Origin of the sequence: Gardnerella swidsinskii, assembly GCF_023277705.1 — a bacterium.
GTDB lineage: Bacteria > Actinomycetota > Actinomycetes > Actinomycetales > Bifidobacteriaceae > Bifidobacterium > Bifidobacterium swidsinskii.
In genome coordinates, this window is sequence record NZ_CP083176.1 from 81308 (window position 1) to 93608 (window position 12301).

At 35.2% G+C, this 12301-nt stretch carries 10 protein-coding genes and 1 pseudogene; 8 read left to right on the top strand and 3 right to left on the bottom strand.

Annotated features, from left to right (window positions below; genetic code table 11):
* The first annotated feature begins 1 nt into the window (after position 1).
* Positions 2-1390, top strand: coding sequence for a DUF3027 domain-containing protein (locus K9E37_RS00335; protein WP_033888762.1), 1389 nt, complete (start codon positions 2-4; stop codon positions 1388-1390).
* A 151-nt stretch (positions 1391-1541) separates the two neighbouring features.
* On the top strand, positions 1542-4151 hold the full coding sequence (locus K9E37_RS00340) for an ATP-dependent Clp protease ATP-binding subunit (RefSeq protein WP_076002825.1): 2610 nt from the start codon (positions 1542-1544) through the stop codon (positions 4149-4151).
* Between the two features lie 92 nt (positions 4152-4243).
* Here the strand turns inward: K9E37_RS00340 and K9E37_RS00345 are convergent, their stop codons facing one another.
* Both K9E37_RS00345 and K9E37_RS00350 read right to left on the bottom strand, forming a co-directional pair.
* On the bottom strand, positions 4244-4927 hold the full coding sequence (locus K9E37_RS00345) for a DUF4190 domain-containing protein (protein WP_004111526.1): 684 nt from the start codon (positions 4925-4927) through the stop codon (positions 4244-4246).
* A 308-nt stretch (positions 4928-5235) separates the two neighbouring features.
* Positions 5236-5376 carry a type IIL restriction-modification enzyme MmeI gene (locus tag K9E37_RS00350; RefSeq protein ID WP_004111528.1) on the bottom strand — a complete coding sequence of 47 codons (141 nt, stop codon included), beginning with the start codon at positions 5374-5376 and terminating at the stop codon, positions 5236-5238.
* A gap of 419 nt (positions 5377-5795) precedes the next feature.
* On the opposite strand from K9E37_RS00350, the gene K9E37_RS00355 reads away from it, so the two are divergent.
* The 6 genes from K9E37_RS00355 to K9E37_RS00380 all read left to right on the top strand — a co-directional run bounded on the left by K9E37_RS00355 (position 5796) and on the right by K9E37_RS00380 (position 11801).
* Positions 5796-6059: a hypothetical protein gene (locus K9E37_RS00355; protein ID WP_248893331.1), complete on the top strand. Its 264-nt coding sequence runs from the start codon at positions 5796-5798 to the stop codon at positions 6057-6059.
* 659 nt (positions 6060-6718) lie between these two features.
* The gene (locus K9E37_RS00360; RefSeq protein ID WP_248893334.1) at positions 6719-7300 is read left to right on the top strand and encodes an ImmA/IrrE family metallo-endopeptidase; all 582 of its coding nucleotides are present in this window, start codon (positions 6719-6721) and stop codon (positions 7298-7300) included.
* Positions 7290-8441 (top strand): FRG domain-containing protein, encoded by a 1152-nt coding sequence (locus tag K9E37_RS00365; protein WP_248893336.1) that lies wholly within the window; start codon positions 7290-7292, stop codon positions 8439-8441. Before K9E37_RS00360 ends, K9E37_RS00365 begins: the two co-directional genes overlap by 11 nt.
* Positions 8442-8974: 533 nt before the next feature.
* On the top strand, positions 8975-9202 hold the full coding sequence (locus tag K9E37_RS00370; RefSeq protein WP_276517888.1) for a recombinase family protein: 228 nt from the start codon (positions 8975-8977) through the stop codon (positions 9200-9202).
* A gap of 197 nt (positions 9203-9399) precedes the next feature.
* Positions 9400-10800, top strand: a complete 1401-nt coding sequence (locus K9E37_RS00375) for a hypothetical protein (RefSeq protein ID WP_248893338.1) — start codon at positions 9400-9402, stop codon at positions 10798-10800.
* A 299-nt stretch (positions 10801-11099) separates the two neighbouring features.
* Positions 11100-11801 (top strand): hypothetical protein, encoded by a 702-nt coding sequence (locus K9E37_RS00380; protein ID WP_248893340.1) that lies wholly within the window; start codon positions 11100-11102, stop codon positions 11799-11801.
* Positions 11802-11902: 101 nt separating this feature from the next.
* Here the strand turns inward: K9E37_RS00380 and K9E37_RS00385 are convergent.
* A pseudogene (locus K9E37_RS00385) lies at positions 11903-12199 on the bottom strand (hypothetical protein); the annotation flags it as partial.
* Positions 12200-12301: the final 102 nt, after the last annotated feature.

Here is a 12301-nt window from a genome sequence, read left to right on the forward strand (position 1 = left end):
TATGACTGATGAAGTGATGGATCCACAAGAACTAGCTAGAAGTATAGCTGTGGAAACTTCAGAACGTACTGATGCAGTAGGAGATTTTGTATCTTCTATAGAGCTTGGCAACGGAGTTACAGACTTTCGTTTCGTAAGCAATTTAGTTGGGTATGAAGGCTGGCAGTGGTCAGTTACGTTGTATCATGATGAAGAAACGCAACGTTGGACCGTGAACGAATCAACGCTTGTTCCTACTGAAAATTCTTTGCTTTCACCACCATGGATTCCGTGGAAAGACCGCTTGAAACCAAGTGATCTTTCTGTAATGGACTCTATTGGCACATCTGAAGACGATTCTCGACTAGAAGATGGCTTCCGTCAAGTAAATAATATTGATGATAATAATTCTGAAAAGAATATAGAATCAGCAAATTCAGATGATTATTCTGAGTCTAAAACTGAAGATGACGCTAAAGCTAATACTAGCGAAGAAGATGCAGACACAAACGCAAACGCAGAAAAAGATATTAATCAAAATCAAGAATCTTGCGATGCAAATAATGATTTTGACGAAGATCTTGAAGAAGCTGTTTCAACGCTAAGACTGTCTCGCAGACGAGTAATGACTGCGGAAGCAATTTCGCAAACAGCTAAACGCTGGTACGCAGGTCAACATGGCCCAAAGTCGTTATCTACAAAAATTGCCGATGGCAAAGCATGTTCATCATGCGGATTCCTCATTCCTCTAGCTGGAAGTTTAGGCTCTATGTTTGGCGTATGCGCAAACATGTGGAGCCCAGACGATGGGCGAGTTGTATCGCTTGATCATGCTTGTGGTGAGCATTCTGACATTGAACCACCTGAGCCATCGCAGCTTTGGATTCAATCTGAGCCTGCATACGACGATTATCATATTGACATTTTGCAACAAGCTCCACGAGATGAGCGAGCAGACGTTGAGCTTATTGAGGAAGCAATCGAAGACAGTAAGATGCATCGTCGTAAGCGCAGAAAATTAGATTCAAAATTGCGCAACAAAAGAGAAGTCTCAACAGACAACGATGAACAAAATAATTTATCTGAATCTGATTTAATAGACAATTCAACTATTGGCGAAAAATCATATGAAAATAATGATGACAAAAATCGCGAAATTGAAGTTGAAAATCAAACTGAAAAAATTGAAGAGACTGTAGCTAATGAATCTGAAAAATTTGAAAAATCCCAAAAAGATACAGATTATCCTGATTCTTCAGAAGTAAACTTAGTAGACGAAAATTCTGTTACAGAAGAAATACCGTTAACAGGAAAAGTGGAAGAGTCACAAGAATCTGAAGACACTTCAAAAACTACAGCATTCACATCAATGCGATTATATAAAAGAAAATCTCGCAGACAACATAAGTAATTATGCAAGAAACGAGAATATGAATATTTAGGTTCATCATTCATGATTATTGTGATGCTATGGAATGCTGTACGAATGAATAAATATATACGACGCTTCGCGTCATGGCGACTCGTTACCATGGAATGAAAGAAAAGAACGGAAGGCAGTTATGTTTGAACGGTTCACTGATCGCGCACGACGCGTGATTGTGCTAGCTCAGGAAGAGGCTCGCTCACTTCAGCACAATTATATTGGTACTGAGCATATTTTGCTAGGGCTTATTCGCGAAGGTGAGGGCATTGCCGCGAAAGCGTTAAGCTCAAAAGGCGTAGGCCTAGAAGGCACTCGCAAACAGGTTGAAGAGATGATCGGCAAAGGCACTGTTTCGCCTGCTGGTCATATTCCTTTTACGCCTCACGCTAAGCAAGTGCTTGAACTGAGTTTGCGCGAAGCTCTTCAGCTTGGTCACAGTTATATTGGTACTGAGCATATTTTGCTAGGGCTTATACGCGAAGGCGAAGGTGTGGGCACGCAAGTACTTATAAAGATGGAAGTTGATCTTGGAGACTTGCGAAGCACTACTGTTGATTTAATTCGTGGAGATAATGCTCCTAATGGTAGCGAGAAGGGCGAGTTAGCTAATGCTGGAAGTGTGCAAGATAAGCGAAATCAATCCGGCTCTGCTCTTCTTGATCAATTTGGACGCAATTTAACATTTGAAGCTCAAGAAGGAAAGCTTGATCCTGTTATAGGTCGTTCTGAAGAAATTGAACGCGTTATGGTTGTACTTAGCCGACGCACGAAGAATAATCCTGTGCTTATTGGAGAGCCTGGAGTTGGTAAGACTGCAGTTGTAGAAGGTCTCGCACAGAAAATCGTTGAAGGCGATGTGCCGGAAACGTTAAAAAATAAGCAAGTTTATTCTCTAGACTTAGGTTCAATGATTGCAGGATCTCGCTACCGTGGCGATTTCGAAGAGCGCTTGAAAAAAGTGCTTAAAGAAATTAAAACACGCGGCGATATTGTGCTTTTTATTGATGAGATTCACACTATTGTTGGAGCAGGTTCTGCTGATGGAGCTCTTGGTGCATCCGATATGCTTAAACCAATGCTTGCGCGTGGAGAGCTACAGACAATTGGTGCTACTACTACTGACGAGTATCGCAAGTATATTGAAAAAGATGCTGCTTTGGAGCGTCGTTTCCAGCCGATTCAAGTTCCAGAACCTACAATTGCTGAAACTATCGAGATTCTTAAAGGATTGCGTTCTCGCTACGAAAATCACCATCATGTAACTATTACCGATGGAGCTTTACAGTCTTCTGCTGAGCTTTCTGATCGTTACATTCAAGATCGTCACCTTCCAGATAAGGCTATTGATCTTATTGATGAAGCTGGTGCGCGCTTGCGTATTAAGCGCTTGACTCAGCCGCCTGAGCTCAAAGAATTAAACCATAAGATTGCTAAGATTTCCGAAAAGAAAGATGAAGCAATCAAGCAGCAAGATTTTGAAGAAGCTGCCAATCTTCGCGACGATCAAGAAAAGCTTGAGAATGAAGCTGCAGAGAAGGAAAAGGCTTGGCGCGAAGGCGAGTCTAACGTCAAGATGGTTGTTGATGAAGACATGATTGCTTCCGTTGTTTCGAGCACCACAGGCATTCCTGTAGTAAAGCTTACTCAAGCGGAATCACAGAAGCTTCTTCAAATGGAATCTGAACTTCACAAGCGTATTGTTGGTCAAGATGAAGCTGTGTCTGCTTTAGCTCGCTCGATTCGTCGTGCTCGAGTTGGTTTGAAGGATCCTAAACGTCCTTCTGGCTCGTTTATTTTTGCTGGTCCTACTGGAGTTGGTAAAACTGAGCTTGCCAAGGCACTCGCAAACTTCTTGTTTGATGACGATAATGCCTTAATCAGAGTTGACATGTCAGAGTTTGCAGAAAAGTATGCTGCGTCTAGGCTTTTCGGTGCTCCTCCTGGATATGTTGGATATGAAGAAGGTGGCGAGCTTACTGAAAAAGTTCGCAGAAAGCCATTCTCTGTGGTGCTTTTCGACGAGATTGAAAAAGCTCATCCAGATATTTTCAACACGCTTTTGCAGGTACTCGATGACGGTCACTTAACAGACGGTCAGGGTAGAAAAGTGGACTTCAAGAATACGATTATTATTCTTACCACCAATCTTGGTACTCGCGATATTGCGAAGGCTGCAAACACTGGCTTTACACTTGGAAATAACGCTGATTCCACGTATCAGCGCATGAAAGATCAGGTTAATTCTGAGCTTAAGCGTCATTTCCGTCCAGAGTTCTTAAACCGTTTGGACGACACTATTGTGTTCCGTCAGCTTACGGAGCCAGAAGTTCGTCAAATTGTTGACATGGACGTGAAGTTGCTTAACGACAGGCTGTTTGATCGTCACATGTCTCTAGAAATTACGGATGCCGCTAAGAATTTGCTTGCACAGAAAGGCTTTGATCCTTTGCTTGGTGCACGTCCGTTGCGTCGCGTAATTCAGCGAGATATTGAGGATACTATTTCTGAAAAGATTTTGCTTGGTGAACTTTCTGACGGCGAACACATTAAGGTGGATGCTGAAGGCGAAGGATTGCTGGGGGAGTTCACAATTAAAGGCGAAAAGTTTGAGACAATAGACACAACTGCTGTTGTTGCTACTGAAGAGAACAAATCTGAGGAAAATAAGTCTGAAGATAGCGAAAAGGAATATAGCGCAGCTAAAGAAGATATTACTGCTAAAGAAGATAGCAATAAGAATAAGTAAAGTTACACAATAACTAACTGAATACACTAAAAGCCCGGCGCATAAATCTCGTCGGGCTTTTAGTTTTTATGGATTTTATAAAAACGTATAAATTACTTAGCAGTTATGTCAGACGCAGTGCACATTACATTAGCAGAAGTTCCAGTTGCGCTCTTATGAGACACTTCTTTGCCATCAACAGTAATTGAACATTCAACTTTGTAATTGTCTGGCGTTGGATTATCAACGTCTATTTTTGGCGATGCCATGATTGTCCAATCCTTTTGAGCATCCTTGCCAGTAAAGACTTTCTCCCAAACACCATTATTTGTGCTTTCATTGCTGTTAGAACCAGAAACTAATAAGTTAATATCAGTTGGAGCAGTGCCCTTAACTTGAATCTTCATCTCTTTAGCATTCTCATTGGCAATACCTTTTGCCATATTGTCTAGCTTTTTACTTGCTTTATCTAAGCCAGACTTAGCTTTATCTATAGAAGCACTAAAACTTGCTTGCATAGATAAAGTAATTACTATTGAAAGGATACCTAGAACAAGACCAGCGATTACCATTCCATGACCACGCTTGTGTCCTTTTTTACCAGTTGATTTCCAAGAGCATCCAGCAAAAACTATTGCTAGAACTCCCAACACTATGCACAAATTGTTAATAATTGGAACTACAGAAAATACAATGCTAATAATACCCAATACAAGCGCAGATACTCCAAGCCCACTCAAATGCTTGTTATTGTTATCATTATTCACTGGAGGCATTTCCATATTCTCCCCATTCATCTTTCTTCCTTTCTTAATTCGATTTGAAAATTATGCAAAATTAGAGTCAGCCCCAAAATTTGCATACATCACAATAAAGTTTATTCACTTAAAAAAAAAAGCAATATTTTTTTCGAACTATGAGGATAAAAGGTTCAGTTACGAGTTTCACAATTCAACTGCGTATTGTTTCAGAAGAATGAATATGCTAGAAGGTCACACAAAACTTGTGACCCTCTGCTAACAGCAATCAACACTTCTTAATATAAATCCTGACTTGTAGAAACTACAGATTTGTTTTTAGTTTTGTGGGTTTGTTTATATTAAATTCATTCCTTAGTCATGTGAATATAGGATTTGAAGAGAATTTCTAGGCGCTCGTCGTTATTAGTGCAAGGCTTTGTAGCACCAAAAGCAACATCTACTATTTTATCTAGCTCGTTGTGAGCTTTGCGCAAATCTGGAGGCATGTAGGTCGGTCTAGTTTCTTAACTCTTGGATACTCTGAAACTGTTTGCTTTCGTACTCTGAAACTGTTCCTTCTAAACTCTGAAACTGTTTGCTTTTATACTCTGAAACTATTGCTTTCTGTGTTATATATCCCAACACTCATCACGTCGAGAGTGTTGTATTGATGTCAAAGGCTGATTAGGTGGGTGCAAGTTTGCCCTTGTGTAGCAGGGCTTAGCGAGGGCTATCGTTAAAAGGTTTAATGCGAAGCGGCTTTAAGCTGGGTTCTCGCGGTTTTTGAGCGTGATTTTGCTGTATGAGGGAACATGTCGACGCTTTAGGGTCGAGTGCACAGGATGTTAACGTTAAAAAGTGCACCCACTTTGCACCCAGCTTGTAAGTGGAAAAAATTTATGCAGAAGGAAATGTACCGTAGCATATGTGGGAGAAAAAATATGCGAGTTTAGTGAACAGGTTTAATACTGTAGAGTCAAGGCTTAAGGAAGTAAAAGCCGGCATTGTTGAAAAGCAAGCAAGACGTGATGAGGTTGAATATTTTATCGAGGACTTGAAAAAGCAGGATTTGCTAACAGTTTTCGATGAAAACGTCTGGCTGAGCATGGTTGACTATCTAACCGTGCATCAAGATGGAAAGGTTGAGTTTACCTTCCTTGATGGGAGTGTAATGAAAATAGACGAGTAAACAACAAATACAGAATGTATAAAGGCTAGTCAATCTAGGATTTATCTTGTATAATCAGCTTATTAAAAGTTACGTATAAAAGGTTGACAAGGCTATGGGAAATCTGACAAAATCCTTGACAGACAGACAGACAGACAGACAGACAGACAGACAGACAGACAGACAGACAGACAGACAGACAGCATAACGCTGTCTCTTTTCACATAGAATTTTTTTAATAGGCAGAAATATATACCTAATGGATAGGCACGTGTTTCTGCCTATTTTAGGGTAATCGGCAAAAAAGTGTGTCTATTAGTTTGGCGTGTTTTGAGTGAGAAATCGGCTTATTACAGTAAGTGGATGTGTTATAGAGTTTTTTAATGTTTGAAGCGATACTAAAACATAGTTTTGCAAGCCGCTCGTGAATGTGTTCTAAATTCTAGTAGTCAGAATGTTTACGTATGCTGTCAGTTAGGGACGTACGGTACGTTTAAGACAGTTGTATATGCTCGATATGCGCGATCGCGTGTTTAAGAAAATGTCAAGTAATACTGACTGTTAAGCTTTTTAGCTTAGCTGCACCTATTTTTCCTCCTATTCCAACGAAAACTCGGATTTTTAGACACACTTTTTCCGATTACCCTATCTGGTATAATTACATAAAAAGGAGGTGCGGCATGCTATATAATGAAATATTTACTGATGAATTTTTGAATAAATTTGGTAACTATAAAGATGGAATTTCAAAGCTTAGCTTGGACGATAAGTCGCATGAAATTGATGTAGATGCTATTGCTGAAAAATGTGAAGTTTCATTAGAATATGATTGTGTTGAATCTTCTGGATTTACTATTAATAATGGAATGAATTCCAAAAATGGGAAGAAAGTAATTTCAATTAATAAATTTGAACCAGATTATAGACAGAGGTTTACGATTGCTCATGAATTAGGGCATATTATCTTAGGTCATGAAGGAATTTCATATAGATTTTCTGATACGTCCAACTATAAAAATACGATTGCTAGAATGAATGAAGTAGCTGCTAATAAATTTGCAGCGGAATTAATAATGCCTGAAAAATTGGTGAAACTGGTATTAATAGATTCGATTCAAGAATTGGGCTTTTCAATTCATCAAAAATTTGATGAAAATGACATAAATCAATTGGTTGATTTATCTTCTAATAAGATGGGAGTATCAACTCAAGCCTTAAATTATAGAATTAAAAATCTAGGAGTTTTTGTCGATGAAAAATAATCAAGAAGTTGACAAATTATCTTATAATGATCTCCTTGATAGCTACAAGCAAGGTGATTTTTTTGATGAAGCTGTAATAAATATTAAATATACTAAGAATATACTTTCTAATGATAATGGTGAGCGTCTATATAAAATTGTAGGATTGGAACTAGATATTTCAGATAGTGATGAAAGAAAAGAAAAATTAAACCGATTTATAGACATTTGTAATGAAGCAATAAATAAGAATAAATATCCCACAGATTGGCAGATTTTTTATTTATACAAGGAACTGTTCCAATTTTTCATAAATGATAAAATAAAATATAATTATTTTAGAGGGCAATCGAGCAAACATGATCCATTACCAGGGATACTAAGAAGTACGATTCAAAACTCATATAGGTTAAATTTTGAAAATTTATATAGAAAAATATCTAAAGAATTTCCAGATAAGATTGAATATATAGAATTAAAGAATGATGAAAGTATAGAGAAAAGAGAAAATCAGCTATCATTATTGCAACATTATGGCTTAAAAACGAGCCTTCTTGACATAACTAGCAATCCATATATTGCGCTTCTATTCATGTTATCTGGAAGATTTGATAAATATAAAGAACCATCTTTATTTATGTTTAAAATCGATGAAAATTATGATGGAAGTGACTATCTTTTTACAGAAGTTAGAAAAGATAAAATAAATGAAAGAATAATAGCTCAAAAAGGGGCTTTTTTGAATTTTGATAAATTATGTTTCAAAAAGAAATTAAAGAAGATTCCATTAGTTAAAATTGTATTGCAGTTTTCTACCGAAAAGCTATTAGATGAAATTCAGTCAGAAAGAAACAAACTGGAAGAAATAGCGTCTGAAATAAACTTGTCTTCAGGCGAAAAAAGAGATGCTCAAATAATTGAAGAAAAATCAGAGTATTTAAAAATCTTAGAAGAAGAAAAAAATAAAATAGAGGAATCTAAACGTATTTGTTTAAATTTCATGCATGATGAATTAATAAGAAAATTGAGGGAATATTATTATTTTGAAGAAGATTTATTTCCAGATTTTGAGAAGAGAATTGATTATTTATCAAATAAGTATCAATCAGAATCAACAAAAAAAGTTGTTTCTGATGAGATGAAGCCCGATAATAACAAATAAACATACTATTGGGTTTTTATTATTCGTTCCAAAAATAATGAAAACATTTCATTAAGTTATAAAAGCTTGATATATTCCCACATACGAGTCTTCCTTAAAAATTATAATTTTATCCATACTGGCCACTCAAGCCATACAGAATCAGTAGTGCTCCTTTACAAATCGTACTGAATCAAGATATCGTTTTGATGACGCCTACTTGCGTATAGTCTAGTTGCTGCGTTTTAGGCTTTATGTAGCAGCGAGGACTATTTATTTTAAAAGGTTTAATGCGTGGCGGCTTTAGGCTGGCTTTGCGCGGTTTTTGAACGTATTTTGGCTGTTTGAGGGAAGATATCAACGCTATAGGGTCGAGTGCACAGGATGTTAACGTTAAAAAGTGCACCCACTTTGCACCCATGGTGGTTTATGCAAAAGTAACCATAAAAGTAATTACAATAGAAGTCCAAAAAAGTCCTAGTTTTTGCTGTAAGAATTCCCGTGAAAGGGACAGCATATGAACGTTACTAATTAATTCTATATATTTAGTAGATATTTATGCAGATGAAGGTATTTCTGGGACTAACATGAAGAATCGGCGAGAGTTTAATCGAATGATTGAAGAGTGTAAAGCAAGGTATATAAATCTAGTGATTACTAAATCTATTTCACGCTTGGCCAGAAATACTTTAGATTGCTTACAATACGCTCGTGAGCTAAAGGCTAAACAAGTTGCTATTTACTTTGAAAAGGAAAACATCAATACGATGGATGCTAGTTGATGAAGTACGAGCAAAAGATGCTAGTTTAGAGTTAAAGCTGAAAACAGGGCAAGTTATCAATATTAAAAAGTAAGAGAGTCATAGACCTATGTAGGATTGCCTTCTTACATAGTTCTGTGTATCTCTTTTTTGTATAGTATAAGTGATGAGCATGTATAATATATAACAAATTAAAAGTTGGTCGGGGGGTACAAATATTGACTAATTATTTTTTGAATAATGTGATACAAATAAAAAAATATGAGGATTATTATAAACATAATTTTGATATCGATAAAATTAAGCAGGATATTTGCACAAACAAAATAGATATGAATTTAGTAGATTTATTCAGATTTCGAATTTTTTTAGATTCTTGTGTGATGTTGTTTAACAAAGAAAAATTAGAAAAAGATTATTTAAAAGATACTTTTGATCCTAAAAATTATATTGCTAGTATTAAGAATAAATATGGAGAAACGATTAAAGAAATTGAAGACAGATTTAAAATAACTGTTGATGACACGTTTTATTATGAGTTTAATGAATCAGAATTAAAATATAAACCTAAGTCATTATGGGATAGTAGAAAAATTTTAAGAAATTCATTTGCACATATGCAGTACGGATGTTTTATGAGTTATGGAGAGAACGGCCCAATTCCATATTATTTTGCATTCAATAAAGATAAGGGGATTTTAAAAAGCAAGGGATTGGTTATAGAACCACTTTGTCATGAATTAATAGGAAAACTATACTTAAATCAAATGACAAAATCTATTGCCTACAAACATACCTATATTAAATTAAGTGAAGAACTTTCATATTTTATGGAAGTTAAATATAAAGGAAAGCGAAAATATACTCTTGATAATCAGCTACATCCTATGAATAATAAGGTCTTTTCGAGTGGAGAATTTCAAGCTTTAAAAGAATTTTTAGTTAATAATGAGGATTGCTTTGAAATTACTAAAACGGAAATTACAAAAAAAGAATTAACGAAGTATTGTGAAATGTTACATAAATATCTAGGTAAAGATATTACAAAGAATGAGCTAGGATATTTTGTCAAAAGCATCTATGATATAGAAACCGAATTTTCAAATTTTTTAACTCACCTAATTCAGTTGAATGATAGAATCATAGATTATAAAATTGCTATAGATTCAAAAAAAGCTAAGATGATCGATCGAATATTGAAAAGTATTGATGAATTAAAAGAAGACAGTGATTCATGGATAGAATTCCGATGGTTCTTTAAAATTATATATATTATTAATTTTTCATTGAGGTTGGAAGATACTGACCTAGAATCGATAAAATATTCTGTTTTAAACGTAGATGACTTTGAATATGATAGTTCACAAATGGCATTGTTTGTTAAAAAGAAAATATCAGATGGTACGATTAGAAGTAGGGATGAAAAGTTTGGAAACACTATATATATTCTACATAAGATAAGAAATGCAATAGCACATGGTAGAATAAAATTAGAAGTTATTGATGATAAAGTATATTATGTATTTGAAGATTATTATTATAAAAGAACTGAATTAATAAAAATTGCTGTGGAAAACATGAATCAATTTATAAATAATGTGAATGCGTTAATAAAATAGCAACATGTTTAAGTTGTGTAAATGATGAGTTTAAATGTAGGAAAATAGTATCAGTAATTTGTGGCATCTAAACCACCTACACAACATATCAAATTCAATCCATAGTTATAACCCGACACACGTGGAGTGTGTTTGCCTAATGTCCAAGGCGTAATGTCGAGACGCGTGGAGAGTGTAGTATTGATGTCAAAGACTAGTATCGAAACGAGCTGAGTGTACAAGATTGATGTAAGAAAAATGCACACCATTTGCACCTGGCTTTGTATGTGAATTTTACGCAGAAGGAAAGAGAGTTTATTATGGGTAACGATAGTTCGAAAGAAGAGTTAGCTGCTGAAATAAATAATGCTAGAGAAGCATATTCTGAGATAAAAACATTGAATAAGTATTTAAGTAAATTTAAAACAATTAAAAATAAAATTAAGGTGCGTAGAGGTAGAGGAAAATTATTAAAAAATTTATATTGGTGGGAAATAGAACTAAAAAATAATGTGGATATTTACGAGATTAAATATAACAAAATTCTTTTAATGCCATATACTTTTGGACTTACAGAAGATGATTTAAATACAAATACAAGTACGGAAATAGATTTGAAAAATTATGAAGAAGATGATTTCTTGGGAGATAATCGCTTATTTGATATCATAAGTAAGGAAAATAGAAAAGAAAAATATAAAAAAGCTAAAATACATTCTAACAATTATAACGTAGATATAACTACAGGTAATTTTCACCCGCATGATGCTTTGAAGGTAGTAATAAAAGGAAAAGAAATTAAACAGATCATGCTAGTAAGAAATACTAAAAATCAATCTCATTGCGGAGTTTTATGCGAAAAAAACAATTGCACTGAAGGCGAAGAAAAAAATTTCATAGTTTTAAGAGATGAAGCCAATAAATTCTACTACATTCCTAAAAAATGCATAAAACTAGTAAAAGAAAACGAAGAACTTGGAAAAACACTTATTGATTTTTTAAATTCCATAGGAGTTGAATAAATAATATTATTTAGAACTAAGAAATAGTTATCAGATGTAAATGTGATGTGCCCCCCCCCCAAAAAAGTTAGACTTTTGTGTTTGAAAAAATAGGGGGGGTATTTTTCATATTCGTGTATAACACGTTTTATAAGAGCGTCTTTGCCAGGGCCTGGTTCAATCATTGATAAGAAATGACGGGATGAAATTGTGGCTAGCAGATCAATTAGATATCGCACGCTTTCATCAGGTCCAAGAATAGTATCTTCTTTACCAATATGTTTAAGGATGTAATGCTTGTAGTATTTAGCCGTACTATTAGGTTTCCAACCATTTTCTTTTAGTTCATTGTATAATTTGTCAAGATCTAAAGTAATGGTGACCTTCGTAGGTAAATTAATGTTTTCATTTTTATCCATGAATTTGTACCTCCTATTGCTGATAACATACTTCAATGTAGAAACAAAGGCAACAAGTAGGTATGTGGAAGGCGCGAGTGGATGGGAAAATGATTGAGGGGT